The sequence below is a fragment of the Collinsella aerofaciens genome, assembly GCF_040915545.1.
GTDB lineage: Bacteria > Actinomycetota > Coriobacteriia > Coriobacteriales > Coriobacteriaceae > Collinsella > Collinsella aerofaciens_BE.
The window spans coordinates 75,367-92,057 of the sequence record NZ_JBCPDH010000003.1 but is presented as its reverse complement, the minus strand read 5'-3'; the positions used below and the strand labels follow the sequence as shown (position 1 = coordinate 92,057).

General features: G+C 61.0%; 14 protein-coding genes and 1 pseudogene. 8 read left to right on the top strand and 7 right to left on the bottom strand.

The window, feature by feature from the left end:
* Positions 1-9: 9 nt before the first annotated feature.
* Complete coding sequence (locus AB5202_RS01870) at positions 10-684, top strand: DivIVA domain-containing protein (RefSeq protein WP_006234242.1); 675 nt, start codon at positions 10-12, stop codon at positions 682-684.
* A 241-nt stretch (positions 685-925) separates the two neighbouring features.
* Positions 926-2,043 (top strand): annotated as a pseudogene (locus tag AB5202_RS01865) (IS1249 family transposase).
* 168 nt (positions 2,044-2,211) lie between these two features.
* On the opposite strand, the gene AB5202_RS01860 reads toward AB5202_RS01865, so the two are convergent.
* The 3 genes from AB5202_RS01860 to AB5202_RS01850 form a co-directional block, all read right to left on the bottom strand.
* The gene (locus AB5202_RS01860) at positions 2,212-2,742 is read right to left on the bottom strand and encodes a nitroreductase family protein (RefSeq protein WP_368143515.1); all 531 of its coding nucleotides are present in this window, start codon (positions 2,740-2,742) and stop codon (positions 2,212-2,214) included.
* A 280-nt stretch (positions 2,743-3,022) separates the two neighbouring features.
* Complete coding sequence (locus tag AB5202_RS01855; RefSeq protein WP_055309822.1) at positions 3,023-3,646, bottom strand: DUF47 domain-containing protein; 624 nt, start codon at positions 3,644-3,646, stop codon at positions 3,023-3,025.
* A 66-nt stretch (positions 3,647-3,712) separates the two neighbouring features.
* Positions 3,713-4,762 (bottom strand): inorganic phosphate transporter, encoded by a 1,050-nt coding sequence (locus AB5202_RS01850; RefSeq protein ID WP_006234237.1) that lies wholly within the window; start codon positions 4,760-4,762, stop codon positions 3,713-3,715.
* Positions 4,763-5,012: 250 nt separating this feature from the next.
* On the opposite strand from AB5202_RS01850, the gene AB5202_RS01845 reads away from it, so the two are divergent.
* The 4 genes from AB5202_RS01845 to AB5202_RS01830 all read left to right on the top strand — a co-directional run bounded on the left by AB5202_RS01845 (position 5,013) and on the right by AB5202_RS01830 (position 8,146).
* Positions 5,013-5,351, top strand: coding sequence for a hypothetical protein (locus AB5202_RS01845; protein WP_006234236.1), 339 nt, complete (start codon positions 5,013-5,015; stop codon positions 5,349-5,351).
* Between the two features lie 84 nt (positions 5,352-5,435).
* Positions 5,436-6,131: a Bax inhibitor-1 family protein gene (locus tag AB5202_RS01840; RefSeq protein ID WP_055286094.1), complete on the top strand. Its 696-nt coding sequence runs from the start codon at positions 5,436-5,438 to the stop codon at positions 6,129-6,131.
* A gap of 137 nt (positions 6,132-6,268) precedes the next feature.
* Positions 6,269-7,402: a TIGR02452 family protein gene (locus AB5202_RS01835; protein WP_260699161.1), complete on the top strand. Its 1,134-nt coding sequence runs from the start codon at positions 6,269-6,271 to the stop codon at positions 7,400-7,402.
* 84 nt (positions 7,403-7,486) lie between these two features.
* Positions 7,487-8,146, top strand: coding sequence for an SGNH/GDSL hydrolase family protein (locus tag AB5202_RS01830; protein WP_349090777.1), 660 nt, complete (start codon positions 7,487-7,489; stop codon positions 8,144-8,146).
* A gap of 61 nt (positions 8,147-8,207) precedes the next feature.
* On the opposite strand, the gene thiD is transcribed toward AB5202_RS01830, so the two are convergent.
* The gene (gene thiD, locus AB5202_RS01825) at positions 8,208-9,038 is read right to left on the bottom strand and encodes a bifunctional hydroxymethylpyrimidine kinase/phosphomethylpyrimidine kinase (RefSeq protein WP_055286100.1); all 831 of its coding nucleotides are present in this window, start codon (positions 9,036-9,038) and stop codon (positions 8,208-8,210) included.
* A gap of 182 nt (positions 9,039-9,220) precedes the next feature.
* Entirely contained in the window at positions 9,221-10,555 is a 1,335-nt protein-coding gene (gene thiC / locus AB5202_RS01820) for a phosphomethylpyrimidine synthase ThiC (RefSeq protein WP_117820371.1), read from the bottom strand.
* 171 nt (positions 10,556-10,726) lie between these two features.
* Between thiC and AB5202_RS01815 the strand changes: the two genes are divergently transcribed.
* Positions 10,727-11,248, top strand: coding sequence for a hypothetical protein (locus tag AB5202_RS01815; RefSeq protein WP_368143514.1), 522 nt, complete (start codon positions 10,727-10,729; stop codon positions 11,246-11,248).
* Between the two features lie 116 nt (positions 11,249-11,364).
* Here the strand turns inward: AB5202_RS01815 and AB5202_RS01810 are convergent, their stop codons facing one another.
* The gene (locus AB5202_RS01810) at positions 11,365-12,189 is read right to left on the bottom strand and encodes a YaaA family protein (protein WP_368143513.1); all 825 of its coding nucleotides are present in this window, start codon (positions 12,187-12,189) and stop codon (positions 11,365-11,367) included.
* Between the two features lie 104 nt (positions 12,190-12,293).
* The gene (locus tag AB5202_RS01805; protein ID WP_368143512.1) at positions 12,294-13,691 is read right to left on the bottom strand and encodes an aminopeptidase; all 1,398 of its coding nucleotides are present in this window, start codon (positions 13,689-13,691) and stop codon (positions 12,294-12,296) included.
* 166 nt (positions 13,692-13,857) lie between these two features.
* On the opposite strand from AB5202_RS01805, the gene polA reads away from it, so the two are divergent.
* Complete coding sequence (polA, locus tag AB5202_RS01800) at positions 13,858-16,608, top strand: DNA polymerase I (RefSeq protein ID WP_368143510.1); 2,751 nt, start codon at positions 13,858-13,860, stop codon at positions 16,606-16,608.
* Positions 16,609-16,691 lie beyond the last annotated feature (83 nt).

Here is a 16,691-nt window from a genome sequence, read left to right as displayed (position 1 = left end):
AGACTTGTTATGGCTATTACCCCTGCAGACATCCAGGCTCAGACTTTCTCTGAGGCCAAGCGTGGCTACGATCCTGCTGAGGTCGACGTCTTCTTGGAGACGCTGTCCTCCGAGGTTGACGCTATGCTCGCTAAGATCGTCGACCTTAAGGGTCGTCTGACTGCTACCGAGCAGCAGCTTGCCGATGCGCAGGCTCAGCTTGCCCAAGCTCAGGATGCCACCGCCCAGGCCGTTCCTGCCGCCCCCGTGGCTGCTCCCGCCCCTGACTTCTCCGCTCAGGAGCGCCAGATTTCCGCTGCCCTGATCGCTGCCCAGCAGACCGCTGAGACCATCGTTAACGATGCCAACGAGAACGCTGAGCGTATCCGCAACGAGGCTGACGCCAAGGCCCGCGAGGTCATCCGCCAGGCTCTGACCGAAAAGCAGGCCGAGCTCGAGGAGATCGATCGTCTCAAAGCTTCCCGTGAGGAGTTCAAGGCCGAGTATCTCAAGCTCATCCAGCACTTCATGGACGATGCCCAGAACTCCTTCCCGGCCGACCTCATGGCCTCCACGCCGGTCGGTTCTGCCGCTTCTCCTGCAGTGACTGTTCCCGCCGAGCCGCTGCCCGTCGCTGACCCGGTTGTCCCCGTGGCCGATCCCTTTGCCCCGATCGACAACTTTGCTGCCGACGACCTGGACTAACATTCGGCCTACAATTTAGTGCCTAGAAAGGACCCGCAGCTTGCGGGTCCTTTTTGGCTTATAGGACAAAATGTGTGTCTACTTTAGGGGCATCGGCGCAGGTCGATGCCCCTTTTTCAGCCGTTTAAATTCCGTGGCCGCTTTTAACCGCTCGGACGGAATGTGTGTCCGGTTGCCTATCGTTGCCGCAGGTAGATAACCTTTTCCGGAACCGTTAAATACCCTTTCGGAAGAGGTGCCCATGAAGGCCGTTTATTGCCCCTACTGCGGCGGTCGGACCAAGCGCAACGGCAGGACCTCATCGGGGTCCCAGCGGTGGAGGTGCACGGCCTGCGGCGCGTCGACGACGGTGAGGTACGACGACACGGCGACAAGGCTCGAGGAGTTCCTCGGGTGGCTCCTCTCGAAGGACTCGCAGGCCATGATGCCGGGCGGCGGACGGTCCTTCAGGCGCAGGACGGCCGAGTTCTGGGAGGTCTGGCCGATGCTGTCCCCGTCGGCGAGCTGCACCGCGTGCTCTACGCCGACGGGATCTGGGTCGCGCGCGTCCTCGTGGTGCTCATATGCTGCAGCGGCGAGAGGGTGGTCTCCTGGTACATGGCCAGGTCCGAGAACTCGAGGGCGTGGTCGGCCCTCATGGCGCCGATCCCGGCGCCCGACGTGGTCGTCACCGACGGCGGGAGCGGGTTCGCCAGGGCCGTGCGCGAGACCTGGCCGCGCACCAGGGTCCAGAGGTGCACCTTCCACGCCTTCTCGCAGGTCAAGCGCTACACGACGACGCGGCCGAAGCTCCAGGCGGGGCGCGAGCTCTACCTCATCGCGCGCGACCTCATGGGCATCGAGACGCTGCACCAGGCCGAGCTCTGGGTCGAGCGCTACCTCGACTGGTGCGGGTTCTGGGCCGACTTCCTGGAGGACAGGACCGTGGTGGACGGCAGGAGGGTCTACACCCACGAGAGGCTGAGGCGGGCGCGCTCGTCGCTGTCGTCGCTGGTGTCGGCGGGGACGCTGTTCACCTACCTCGACCCCGCCCTGGCCAAGGCCGGCCCGCTGCCGTCGACCAACAACATGATCGAGGGAGGGGTGAACTCGCAGCTGAGGGCCGTCCTGCGCAACCACCGGGGGCTGACGTCGGTCAAGCGCGTTAAGGCGGTGTTCTGGTGGTGCCACGCTCATTCGGGGGACGCGAGGACGGCGCGCGAGAAGCTCGCCACGATGCCGACCGACGCGGACATCGACTTCCTGTTCAGCGTCTACTCCGCCTCGCCGTCGCGCGAGGACGGAGGGCCGGAGTGGGGCGACAGGGCCGTGTGGGAGGACCTCCACCACAGGGACCCGTACCCGTTCTGGCTGGATTAATGGATGGAAACGGATGTTCTATCGGGACACACATTTTGTCCTATAAGCCTCCTTTTTTATGACTGTGCCGGGGTGCGTAACATAAAAACCAAGCCCTGCACATAGTGGCGCAGAACTCGGCGAACGGATGAACGGTCAAGGGTAGGCTTTAAGGCATGTCCCAAAAATCTACTTGAGGAGGAAGTCGGGGAGGGGAATGGTGCGGGCCTCGCGATGCTCGGGATCGGCGATGTGGTCGGCAGGATAGCCACAGACGAGCATGTGATAGGGATAGACGCCCTTGGACAGATTGAACTGTTCTTGTGCCACCTCAGGCTTAAAATGGCATACCCAGCACGTTCCCAGGCCCTGCTCGGTGGCCTCCATCATCATCTGATCACACACGATGGACGTATCGATTTCGCTGGAATTCATCTGATCATACGGGCGCACCCAAGCGTCATCGGTAACGCTGCAAATAAGGAAGACAGGCGGAGCCCCAAAGATAGACCCATCACGAGCAAACCGAGGCTGACAAGCAGCAGCCTTCTCCAGAAGCTCAGGCGTATCCAACACCATCACACGGGTTGGATGGTTATTACAAGCAGAAGGAGCAATACGCCCAGCCTCAACAATGGCATCCACCACAGCCTGCTCCACAGCCCGATCTTCAAACTCACGACAAGAATACCGACCCCGAGCCAGATCCAAATAACTCACAACCAAGCCCTCCAAATTCAGTGTATCAACCCAAAGCAAAACAAAGGGTACCCAAAGCCCGATCCAGCCAAACGTTTAAGGCGGTCCCAAAGTTCCCAATCGGGCTCAAAGGCCCTGTCAACAAAAGCCTCATTGCTTTCAAAGTATCAGCCAAAGTTCCCAATGGTGGTACGTAAGGCGAAGGGCCGGCCACGGTTTGCTTTCGAACGACTCTGCAAAGCAGCCGGAGTGAGAAAGCAAACCGTGGCCGGCCCTTCGCCGCCGGGACACGTACCCCCAATTAACTGTTCTTCATGACAATCGAATCCACGACATCGGCCACATTCTCGCAGCAGTCGGCGCAGTACTCCAGGAAGGCGTACACGTCACGCCAAGCGATGACCTCGAGCGGGTCCTTGCCGTTAACGTGCAGGTTGCGCATGGCGTTGATGTAGAGCTCGTCGGCCTCGGACTCGATGGTGTTGATCTGGATGACGAGCTCGCGCAGGGTCTTGGACTTGCGGTAGTTGGGCAGCTCGACCATCAGGTCCTTCATGGCGCGGCAGGCGTCGGTCACCTTGTGGGCGATGACGATGGCATCGGGGTGGATGCTCTGGATGTTGGTGAAGTAGACGCGCTGCACGACGCCCTCGATACGATCGAGCACGGTGTCGAGCGAGCAGCTCATCAGGTCTAGATCCTCGCGCTCAAGCGGGGTGATAAAGGCGGTGAGCAGGGCGTCTTCGAGCTCGTGGTGCTTCTTGTCTGCCGCATGCTCAATCGCATGCATCTTATCGAGCATGTCGTGGATCTGCGCAGGGTCAAAGTTCTCAAAAATCTTGGTGAGCAGCTCTGCGGCCTGGACGGCTAGGTCGGCGCAGGCGACGTAGTTGTCAAAGTAGAACGAATCGGGTTTCTTTGCCATGGGTGGTCCTTTCGAGGTGAAGATGGGCGGGCGAGGTAATGCAGTCCGGATGGACGTTCGGTTTGACTAGAGGAACATCATGAACAGCTTGGCCATGACAAAGCTGATGAGTCCGCAGGCGGGGAAGGTGAAGAACCAGGTGAACATCATGTCCTTGACGACACCGAAGTTGATGGCCGAAAGGCGCTTGACGGCACCGACGCCCATGATGGCGCAGGTCTTGATGTGGGTGGAGGACACGGGGATGCCGGTAAGGGTGGCAAGCAGCAGGTTTGCGGCGCCCGCCAGGTCGGCGGAGAAGCCCTGGTACTTTTCGAGCTTGACCATGCTCTGGCCGACGGACTTGATGATACGCTCGCCGCCCACGCTGGTGCCGATACCCATAGTGGCCGAGCACAGCAGCATAATCCAGATGGGGATGCCTGCATCGCCGACGCTCGTCTGGCCGCTGGCAAAGGCCACGCCTAAAAAGAGCACGCCGATGAACTTCTGTCCATCCTGCGCGCCGTGCATAAAGCTCATGGCCGCAGCGCTCGCGATCTGAGCGTATTTAAAGAAGACATTGGCACGTCGCCTGTTGGCGGCGGCGAAAAGAATCGAGACGAGCTTGCACAGGACCCAGCCCATGACAAAGCCCAGGCCGATGGAGAGCGCCAGGCCGTAGATGACCTTCATCCACTCGTGGACGTTGACGCTGCTCGCGCCGCCGAGGGCGATAGCGGCACCGGTCAGGCCGGCGATAAGGCTGTGGCTTTGCGAGGTGGGGATACCAAAACGCGACGCTGTGGCGCCGTAGACGACGATGGAGAACAGCGCCGCGCAGAGGCACGCGAGCGCCATGGTGCTGTTTCCGCCAAAGTCGACGATATGCGAGATGGTATTGGCGACGCTCGCGTTAAAGTGCGTCATGATGAGCACACCGAGGAAGTTGAATGCGGCGCTCATGAGAATGGCGGCGCGGGCGGGCATGCAACGCGTAGTGACGCAGGTCGCGATGGCGTTGGGCGCGTCGGTCCATCCATTGACGAAGATGGCGCCCAACGCGAGGATCACGGTGACGGCAAGGACTGGGTTCGACACAATTTGGCCGAGGAAGGTTGAGAACGTTACGTCCATATATGGGCTTTCTCGAAGTTTGCAGACACGTTACAAAAACATGATAAATCGTATCACCTCCTGTGGGTTTCTTTACCGAGTTCTGATGGGAGAAGTGAACTTTTTGGCACTAAAATTGAATATTAGCCCTGTTGACCGCGGGTGTTCTTTTTGCTAAAACGCCATGCGGACACGTGCGATTACTACGACACTCCAAAACCACAGTCTGTTCGCTTTACAACATGCAAACATGCGTTCGATAATAGGAGGCATGGAATATCGACAGACAGATGGCAAAACTCGGCGCGTGCACAAGCAGTATGTGGACGTCGTGGCTCGCATCCTCGCGGGCGGACAGGTCGTGCCGGTCACCGTCTGCTGGGTCGACGGCCGTTGCTTTACGATTGACGAGATTGTCTCGACCACTGGGTTTGGCCTGACGGTTCACGGCATCCGTACGGCAACCTATAAGGTGCGTTTTGGCGGGCACGCGACCGAGTTGTATCTGGAGGACCAGACGCGCGAACGACCAGATGGTTCGCAGGCCCATCTGATGCGTTGGTGGGTGTGGGCATTCGACCGTACGCTCGAGGGCGAGCGCCGTGGGTAAGGACGTACGGCATTCGGGTACAATGACAGGAATCTTGTCACCTGCTGCGCCGTCTTTCACGGCACTTTTTGAAAGGACGAACCTATGAACGATATCCAGGGCTATCAGAACGGCCCCGTCGAGAGCGGCGCAAGCCGCGCCAAGGAGATGTCGCCGCGCGCGTACAATCTCGCCATGTCTGCCCTGATCTTCTTGGGCTTTTGCGCCATGGGCGCCGGCGCCTACTTTACGAGCACCATGTCGTTTGCGCGCATGATGATGAGCGGCGCCGCCCTGCCGCTGGTCTTTGGCTCGTTTATTTTGACCATCGTCGGCATGGTCATGATGTCGGCCGCCGCCAGTAAGCAGTCCGTGGGCCTGTCCCTTGTGGGCTACGTAATCTTTGCGAGCACCTTTGGCCTGACCGCGTCGTTTGGCCTTGCCAACTACGACCTGCCCACCATCAACACTGCCTTTATCGCCACGGCCGCCATCACCTTTGTCTTTGGCGCCTTGGGCGTGACGTTCCCCAAGTTTTTCCAGCGCGTATATGGCATCGGTTTTGGCATTCTGCTCGCCACTATTCTGGTTGAGATCGTGCTGATGTTCATGGGCGTCTCGCAGACCATCACCGATCTGATCGTAATCGTGGTGTTCGCCGGCTTTATTGGCTACGACACCTATGTTGCCACGACGGTGCCGCCTACGCTGCCCAACGCCGTGCTCATGGCGTCCAATCTGTTCGTGGACATTATCAACGTGTTCCTGCGCATCCTGAACATCCTTGGCCGTCGCGACTAGTGGCGAATTGCGGCGGTGCTTGCCGTGCGTGTAAATCGATGCGAAAGGCGGTCCTTCGGGGCCGTCTTTTTTGTACTCGGCGGGGTATCATGGATGGGAAAAGCCGATAGCGGCAGCGACAGGAAAGGTGACCATGTATGGCAGACGTCGACAACAGGAACCGTAACCGCAGGTCCAACCGAGCGGGTCAGCCCAATCCCAAGCGCGAGGCCCGTGCCAAGGCCGCCGAGCGTCACGTGGCAACTGTGTCCGAAGCGTGCGCCAAGGATATCGAGCGTTCGCTTGCCGGCGTGTGCGAGTTCGATGGTATGCCTGCCGGTTTTGTCGCGGCGATGAAGGCCAAGGCCCAAGCGGCCGACGCTGTCGAGGAACAGGTTGCCGAGGAGTCTGAGGCCGCCGAGGCCGAGACCGCTGAGGTTGCGTCCGCCGAGACCGAGGTTACGGCCGAGCCTGCACACGCAGAGGAGGCCACGGAGACCGAGTCCGCGCCTGCCGCCGAGGAGCCCGCTCCGGTCCTGCCCGAGGTCACCGTGCTCGACGCCTCTGCCACGCAGGCCATTCTGGATAACGGCCGAGGCTATGCGCAGTTCTGCGACATGGCCGTGCTCGACTTTGCCTCGTTCACCAACCCGGGCGGCGGCTACATCCAGGGCTATCTGGGTCAGGAGGCCACGCTCTGTGCCGATTCGTACCTGTACAACGTGCTCGATAAACAGCGCAAATGGTACGGCGAGAACCGTCGCCGCAACATCAACTGCGAGCTTTACCGCAACCGTGCGCTGGTGGTGCCTGCGGTGCGCTTCGACCGCAACCACGTGCATGCGTATGCCGACGTGATCGTGGCCGCCGCGCCCAACGCCAAGCGCGCTCGCCAGGAGTATCGTGTGGGTGACGATGCCCTGCTGGACGCCCTGCGCGATCGCATCCGCTTTGTGCTTGCCATCTGCGACGAGCTGGGTCGCGAGAAGCTCGTGCTGGGCGCTTGGGGCTGCGACAACAACGGCTTTGACGCCGAGGCCGTGGCCGAGCTCTTCCGCAAGGAGCTCGCATCGGGCGACTTTAAGGTCAAGCAGGTCTTTTTTGCCGTGCCCTCTACGCGCTGGGACGAAGATTTTGCCAAGTTCGAGCATGTGCTGGCAAACTTCCCCGAGCGCAACGAGGAGTCCTATGCCCAGGTTGCCGCTCGCGCTGCGGCTGCCCGCGCCGCCGAGCAGGCCCAGGCTGCCGCCGAGGACGATGAAGACGATGACGATTGGCGCAAGTACCTGTAATCGGTATGTGCTGACAGATAGGTCGATTCGGCGGGAGAGACTGCTCCCGCCGACTTTTTCTTTTTACTAGAGGAAGGGCTTACGATGAAAAACGTTCTGTGCTTTGGCGACAGCAATACCTACGGCTATGATCCGGCGGGCATGCGCGACGGCACCGCGGTACGCTATGCGCACGATGTGCGCTGGTGCGGCGTGGCCCAGCGCGACCTGGGCGAGGGCTGGCACGTGATTGAGGAAGGCCTCAACGGCCGCACGACGGTACGCGACGACATGTGCCATCTGGACACTAATCTCAACGGCATCCGCGCGTTGCCGATGCTGCTCGAGGCTCATAAGCCGCTGGATGCGATCGTGATTATGCTGGGCACCAACGACTGCAAGACGGTCTTTAGCGTGGGGGCTGCCGATATCGCTGACGGTGCCATGGCGCTGATTCGCACCGTCCGCGCGTTTCCCTGGACCGAAGCCGCGCCCTGCCCGCGTATTCTGCTGATGGCGCCTATCAAGATTAAACCGCAGATCGCCGATGTGTACATGACCGACTTTGACGAGCGCTCCGTCGAGGCCTCGGAGCATTTTGCCGAATACTATGCGTATGCTGCTAAACAGTTTGGCTGCGACTTTTTGAATGCCGCTGATTTTGCCGAGCCGGGCGATATCGATTATCTGCACATGATGCCCGAAAGCCACGAGAGCCTGGGCCACGCCGTGGCAGCCAAGCTCCAAGAGATGCTCGGAGAGTAGCGCGACCCCAAGCCACCGCAAAGGGGACGGGCGCCTTTGCGGTGGCTTTGGACTGCGAATCTTAATACTGCCACATGTGGTTGACGGGGCCGGAGCCTTTGCCCATGTCAAAGCCGGCGGCCAGAGCGCCGGTTAGGTAGGCCTTGCCGGCGTTGACGGCGTCGGCAAGATCCATGCCCTGAGCCAGCGCGCAGGCGATGGCGGACGAGAGCGTGCATCCGGTGCCGTGCGTGTTGTCGGTCTCGATGCGCTTGTGGCGGAACCACGTGGTGAGTGGATCTCCCAGATGGTTGCCCTCGTCATCGAGTGGCGCGGGTTCGGCCAGTACATCGTTGGCCTCGTTGACAAGATGCCCACCCTTAACGAGGGATGCGCAACCAAAGCGGCGGGTGAGGAGCATGGCAGCATTTTGCTGCGTGCGCTCGGAGTCGACCTCATAGTCGAGCAGTGCCATGGCCTCGGGAATATTGGGCGTGATAACCGTCGCTAGCGGGAACAGGCGGCGGGTGAGCGCCTCGGCGGCATCTTCGGCAATCAGCCGCGCGCCCGAGGTGGCGACCATGACGGGGTCGACGACCACGTTCGTTGCGTTCCAGGCGCTCAAGCGGTCGGCGATGACTTCGATAATCTCGACAGAAGAAACCATGCCGATCTTGACGGCGCTGGGGCGGATATCGTCAAAAACGGCGTCAATTTGCGCGGCTACGATATCTGGCGAGATATCCTGCACGGCGGTAACGCCCAGGGTGTTTTGCGCTGTGATGGCGGTGATGGCCGTCTCGGCATACAGGCGGTGCGCCGTGATGGTCTTGATGTCGGCCTGAATGCCGGCGCCACCGCTGGAATCGGATCCCGCGATGGACAGGACGGCAGGTACCTTACTACGATCCATGTTCGCTCCCTTGTTCGGTCGGAATCAAATGGGTCTTTAAGCCAGCATTATAAAGATGCCCGGGCCGACTCTATGCCGAACCCGGGCGGGCGATGCAATCTCTACGCAAGTGTAAGTAAATGTTCACAAGTCAACAATTGACAGGCACCAGCTCGCCGCCAGAAGCGGCCGCGGCGACAGGGCTAGTCCTCCATGCCGAGGTCGATCGTGGTGCCCTCGAAGATCTTGTTGACGGTGCGGACGGCGCACATCTTGCCACACATGGTGCAAGTGCCCTCGGTGGCGGCGGGGGACTCCTCGTAGCGCTTCTTGCCCGTAACCGGGTCGAGCGCGCACTTCCACATGGCGTCCCAGTCGAGCTTGCGGCGTGCCTGGCCCATCTTGTCGTCCATGTCGCGGGCGTGGGGCACCTTTTTGGCGATGTCGGCGGCGTGTGCGGCGATCTTGGTGGCCATGAGGCCGTCGAGCACATCCTGGGCGTTGGGCAGGCATAGGTGCTCTGCCGGTGTCACGTAGCACAGGAAGTCGGCACCGGAGCTGGCGGAGATGGCGCCGCCGATGGCAGCGGTGATGTGGTCGTAGCCCACGCCGATATCGGTCACCAGCGGCCCGAGCACATAGAACGGGGCGTTGTGGCACAGGCGCTTCTGCAGTTTCATGTTGGCGGCGATCTCGTCGAGCGCCATGTGGCCCGGACCCTCGACCATAACCTGGACGCCGGCGGCCCATGCGCGCTTGCACAGCTTGCCCAGCTCGATCATCTCGGCGGTCTCGGTGGCGTCGTTGGAGTCGTAGAGGCAGCCCGGGCGACAGGAGTCGCCGAGCGAAATCGTTACGTCGTACTCGTGGCAGATTTCGAGCAGCTCGTCGTAGAACTCATAGAATGGGTTCTCGTTACCGGTGACCTCCATCCAGCCAAACAGCAGTGAGCCGCCACGGCTCACGATGTTCATCAGGCGGCCGGTCTCCTTAAAGGTCTTGGTGACCGACTTGTTTATGCCGCAGTGGATGGTCATAAAGTCCACGCCGTCCTCGGCATGCGCGCGCACGACTTCGAACAGGTCGTCCTTGGTGAGCTTGACCAGCGGCTTTTCCATGTAGCCGATGGCGTCGTACATGGGGACGGTGCCTACCATGAGCGGCGTCTCGTCGATGAGCTGCTGGCGGAACTGGCGCGTCTTGCCCGAGTTGGAGAGGTCCATGATGGCGTCGGCGCCAAAGTCCTCGGCGATCTTGACCTTCTTCCATTCCTCGGCGGCATCGGCCTTGTCGCCCGAGATGCCCAGGTTGACGTTGACCTTGGTGGAAAGGCCCTCGCCGACGCCAAAGGCGCGCATGCCCTTTTTGATGTGCACGATGTTGGCGGGAATGGCGATGCGGCCGTCGGCCACGCGCTCGCGGATGTACTCGGGGTCGCGATGCTCGCGCTCGGCGACCTCCTTCATCTGCGGTGTGATCTGCCCGGCGCGGGCGAAGTCGATTTGCGTGACGAGCTTGGGCTCGGTCTGTGTGCTCATTGGCACGGCTCCCTTCGTTGGCATTACCCATATCAGGTTTGCGGGTCAGGGCGGGCGCGCCCAATCTCAGCCTGCCGTCTTGTCCTGCAAGCTCCCCGTTTATGTAATGGGCTCAAGTATAGCTCGAATGGGTACGATTGGCCTAACGAGCGTGCCTGTGGGGAGGCGTACATGGAAGACAAGCATCTATATCGAGAGACGCAATGGGATGTATCGGCCGAGGAAAGCCGTGCGCACCATGGGTTGGTTGCGATTGGTTTTGCGGTGCTTGCCGTGCTGGTGATTGCCTTTTGTATTTGGACGTTTGGCGGTCGCGGCGGCGCTGCCTGGGAATTTGAGGCCGATGATGCCCTGCCGATTATGACGGTGAGGAGTACTGGCGGTAATGCCAATACGCTCGCCGTTCCGGGCGACTATTGGTATCCGCGCGACGAGTTTGTGCAGCTGCAGCTGAGTGGTGGATCCATTCCGGGTGAAGAAATCGAACGCGTGACGTTTGATGCAGCGCTCAAAACGCTCACGGTAAAGCTCAAAGATCAGGGGGACGTGCCCACGACCATGGATATCGCCCTGACGGAATGGCGTTTGGAGCCTCCGACGGGTGTTGCGGTGTCCGAGGTTGAGCACGTCAAGATTGTCTATCAGGACGGTTCGACAAATGGGATTGCAAAGGCCGACGGTCTAGCAGAATAGGTGTCGAGCCTAGCAGCCAATTCATAAAAGTTGCGGTGGAATAGTTCCTGATTGTGCGATAAAAGGCTCAAATAGGAACTATTCCACCGCAAGTTATATGGAGAAAGCTGAGCGGGTCAGTGTTGGGTGCCGGCTCTAGAGTGCTCGTTGATGAACACGAGGGTGCCTGGGCATGAGAGCTCGGGAAAGTGTCGATAACCAACGTCGAACGCGGTGAGCTCGCTTGCATCCTCGAGCTTGTTTTCTGCCATCCACCGCACCATGGAGCCGCGCGCCTTTTTGCTGGCGGTCGACCGTTGGATGGGCTTCCCGTTGCGGATACCCTCGCCAAAGAGGCACGTGACGGCTGTGGCGTCGCCCGCGAGGTGGGGCAGAACGGCTTTGGCATACTCTACGCTGGCGAGGTTGACGATCGTGGTGTTTGAACCTGCCGGGGCGATAACCCGCGCGAGCTTGTCGCTCCAAAACGCGTAGAGGTCTCGGGCATCGTCAACGGCGAGCTTCGCACCCATCTCCAGCCGATACGGTTCGACGGCATGAAAGGGGCGTACGCATCCGTAAAGGCCCGAGAGGATCCACAGATGGTCTTGCAGCCATGCGAGCTGCGCGGCATCCATCACCTCGGGTGCCATGCTCTGGTATTGAATGCCGTGATAGGACATGACGGCGGGGGAGGTATTGCGGGCGATATCGGGATTGTCGAGGTCGCCGTTTTCCAAGATGGGCTCGAACTCATGCAGGGTGTTGAGGCAAGGCCCCAGCAGTTTGTCACTCACGTTCCATAGCGCCTGCAGGCCGCCGCTGCCTTCATTTCGCTCAATATCTAGCAACGCGCGATGCAGTCGAGCCGTCTCGCGCGCAAAGGGCGGAATGCCCAGGACTTCAAAAGCATCTTGGGCCGAGCGCATCTGCTTGGCGGGCGAAATGATGACCTGCAGCATGGACTCTCCTCTGTCAAAAAGGAAGTTGCGGTGGAATACGGTCTGTTTTGGCCGTTTATAGGCCAGTTTAGTCCGTATTTCACCGCAACTGATGAAGGGGCTGGTTAGGCGCGCTCGAGGAAGGCCTTGTAGCCGCGATAGGCCTCGTAGATATCGGCCTTGTTGGCGACCTCCCACAGGGCGTGCATGGACAGGACGGCAACGCCGGAGTCGATGACGTTCATGCCGTACTTGGCCATGATGTAGGCAATGGTGCCGCCGCCGCCCGCGTTGACGCGACCGAGCTCACAGGTCTGGAAGTCCACGCCGGCCTCGTCCATGATGTCGCGGACGAGGGCCACGTACTCGGCATCGGCGTCGTTGGAGCCGCCCTTGCCGCGGCTGCCCGTGTACTTGTTAAAGCACAGACCGCGACCCATAAAGGCGGCGTTCTTGGTCTCGAACTTGCCGGCATAGCCCGGGTCAAAGCCGGCGGACACGTCGGAGGAGAGCATGCGGCTGCGGGCGAGCGCGCGGCGCAGGGCCAGCGGGCTATTCTCGCCGGCGAGCGTCATGATCTCGGCGACGGTGTTCTCGAAGAAGCGGCTCGTCATGCCGGTGGCACCCACGGAGCCGATCTCCTCCTTGTCGACGATGAGCGTGATGCTCGTGCGCTCCACGTTGGCGACGTCGATTTGGGCAAGCATGGAGGGGTAGGCACAGACGCGGTCGTCATGGCCATAGCCCAGAATCATGGAGCGGTCGAGGCCCATGTCGCGGGCGGGGCCGGCGGGCACGACCTCGATCTCGGCGGAGAGGAAGTCCTCCTCCTCGACGTCGTACTGCTCCTTGAGGATATCCAGGAACATCTGCTTGACGGGCTCCTTGGGGGCGTCCTTGTCGTCCTCGTCAAACTTGACGGGGCGGCCGCCCACGATCACGTCGAGAATCTCGGCATCGACGGCGTCCTTGGCAGGCTTGGACATCTGCTCGCTCGAGAGGTGGATCAGCAGGTCGGAGATGGTAAAGACCGGGTCGTCCGCCTTGTCGCCGATATTGATGTCGACGGTGGTACCGTCCTTTTTGCAGATGACGCCCACGAGTGCGAGCGGGGAGGCCACCCAGTGGTAGCTCTTGACGCCACCGTAGTAGTGCGTGTCGAGGTAGGCCATGTCGCCGGCCTCGAAGGCGGGGTTCTGCTTAAGGTCTAGGCGCGGCGAGTCCACGTGGGCGCCCAGGATGTTAAAGCCCTGCTCGAGCGGGGCGTTGCCCAGGTTGACGAGCATGAGGTCCTTGCCGTGATTGGCGGCGTACACCTTGTCGCCTGCCTTGAGCTCGCGGCCTTCGGCGATCACGGTCTCCAGGTCGACGTATCCCGCCTCCTCGGCCATCTTGATGCCGGTCTTGACGCACAGGCGCTCGGTCTTGTTCTCGCTCAAAAACTGCTTATAGCCGCGGCAAAGCTCCTCGAGCTCCTCGACTTGCTGTGGCGTGTACTTTTTCCATGCGCAGGGACGCTCCATGACGCAGGCTCCTTTCGGATCGATCGTGCTGGTTGATGTACCGTGAGCCATCGTATCACGCGCGGGCTCACGGTGGCGGGGGAGCTTGATGTGAGGTGGCCGCGGGGCGGGGAGCGTGTAAACTGGAGTGAGCAAACCGTGCCCAGCCTAAAGCGAGGTATTCAATATGTCTGACAAGCGCCGCACCTTTGCCGTTATCGACGGCAACTCGCTCATGCATCGCGCCTTCCACGCCGTGCCGCCGACCATGAACGCGCCGGACGGTCGCCCCACCAACGCGATCTTTGGCTTTCTGAACATGTTTCTTAAGATGATCGACGCCTTTAATCCCGACGGCGTTGTTGTGGCGTTTGATAGGGGCAAGCCGCGCGTGCGCATGGAGATGCTGCCGCAGTATAAGGCGCAACGCCCGCCCATGGACCCCGATCTGCATGCGCAGTTCCCTATGATTAAGGAGCTGCTCGCCGCGCTCAACGTGCCGATTCTGCAGTCCGAGGGCTGGGAAGGCGATGACATCCTGGGAACCATGGCGCGTCTGGGTGAGGAGGCCGGCTGCGACATGCTACTGGTGACCGGTGATCGCGATATGTATCAACTCGTGACCGAGCACGTCAACGTGGTCTCGACCCGCAAGGGCCTGTCCGACGTGGCGATCATGACGCCCGAGAGCGTGGACGACCTGTATCACGGCATCACGCCGGCGCTCGTGCCCGATTTTTACGGTCTAAAGGGCGATACGTCGGACAACATTCCCGGCGTACCGGGCATCGGGCCCAAAAAGGCGAGCGCGCTCATCGCACAGTACGGCAGCTTGGACGAGGTCATCGCGCATGCCGACGAGGTCAAGGGCAAGATGGGCGAGAACCTGCGTGCACACATCGACGATGCGCTGCTGAGCCGCAAGGTCGCAACCATTCGCACCGATGCGCCCGTCGAGCTCGATTTTGAGGCGACGTCCTTCCCGGCGTTTTCTGCCGACGAAGTGTCCGCGGCGCTGGGCACGCTTGGTATCACCGCCATGCAGAACCGTTTCTTGGCGCTGATCGGCGGCGAGGGTGGCGCTGCTGCCGCTGCTAGAACGTTTGAGATGCCCACGATTGAGCGCACCGCTGCCGGCGATGCCGAGGCGCTTGCTGACGTGGCGTCCGAGGTTTCGCGTGCGATCGAGGCGGGCGAGTGGGTCGCCGCCGTGGTGGACGATGATAAGGAAGAGGGCGCGCTCTTTGGACTGACGCGCACGCTGTGGTTGGCGACGTCCAAGGGCCTCTTCGCGCTCGAGGAGGGCGACAGCTGCGCGGCGGCTGAGGTTGAGGGCTTCAACTTCGTCCACGGCGTGATTGCTGGCGTGCTCGCGCGTCTGTTTATGGAGGGTCGCGTGGCGAGCCCGGATATGAAGGTGCTGTTGCACGAGCTTTCGCCCATCGATTCTTCTGAGCCCGAGCTCATGGATCCGCTGTCCGCTGATTCCACACGCATCTTCGATACCGTGGTTGCCGCCTACCTGTTGGACTCCGACCGCTCCGAGTTCGATGAGGCATATCTTGCCGATACGTATCTGCGGATGGCGCTGCCTGCGGCGCGCGGTGCAGAGGATGCCGGTGAGGACGCTCCGGCGCCCGCCGCTCGCACGGCGGCCTTGACGCTGGCGCTGGTCGCACCGCTGCGCGATCGCATGGCCCGTGAGAACGCCGCCAACGTGTTCGACGGTATCGAGATGCCGCTTGTGCCGGTGCTTGCCAAGATGGAGCGCGCGGGCATGCTCGTGGATCCCGATCGGCTGCGCAGCCTGTCCGAGGGCCTGGCGACCCAGATTACCGAGGTTGAGCGCAGTATTCGCGACCTGGCGGGTGACGAGACCTTTAACATCGGCAGTCCCATGCAGCTGTCGCACGTGCTCTTTGATGTGATGGGGCTTCCGACCAAGGGCCTCAAGAAGACTAAGCGCGGCTACTATTCGACCAATGCCAAGGTACTGAGCGATCTTGCCCGCGACCACGAGATTGTTCGTCTGATCTTGGACTGGCGTGAGAAGTCCAAGATTAAGTCGACCTATCTGGACACGCTAGGTCCGCTGCGCCGTGGTGACGGTCGTGTGCACACCACGTACAACCAGACCATCACCGCGACGGGACGTCTGTCTTCGAGCGACCCCAATCTGCAAAACATTCCGACTCGCTCGGAGCTGGGGCGTACCGTCAAGACGGCGTTCTCGGCGGGCGAGGGCAGCGTCTTTTTGGCGGTGGACTACTCGCAGATCGAGCTGCGCCTGCTCGCGCATCTTTCGGGTGATGAACATCTGGTGCGTGCCTTTAACGAGGGCGAGGACTTCCATGCCGAGACGGCGGCGCGTGTATTTGGCGTGCCGGTGTCCGAGGTGACACCCGACCTGCGCAGCCGCGCCAAGGCCGTGAACTTTGGCATCGTGTACGGCCAGCAGGCCTACGGTCTGTCGCAGTCGCTGCACATCTCGATGGCCGAGGCGCGTGGCATGATCGACCGCTACTACGAGGCCTATCCGGGCGTGCGCACGTTCCTCGATAATGTGGTGGCGCGTGCCAAGCAGACGGGCTACGCCGAGACCATGTATGGCCGCAGACGCCATATTCCCGAGCTCAAGGCCAAAAATCCGCAGCTTCGCGGCTTTGGCGAACGCACGGCCATGAACCACCCCATGCAGGGCACCGCGGCCGACATCATCAAGATCGCCATGGCCCGCGTAAGCCGCCGCCTGGAAGAAGAGGGCTTTGCCGCCCACATGATTCTGCAGGTACACGACGAACTGGACTTTGAGTGCCCCGTCGACGAAGTCGAGCGCCTGACCGCCATGGTCCGCGACGTCATGGAGCACGTAGTAGACCTCCGCGTACCGTTGATCGCCGAAGCTAGCACCGGCATAACCTGGGCCGACGCCAAATAGGGAAGCGCTCACAATTCCAAAGTAACTAAAAGCAGAAGGGGGCTCCTTGCCAACAAGGAGCCCCCTTCATTCCAAAAAAACAG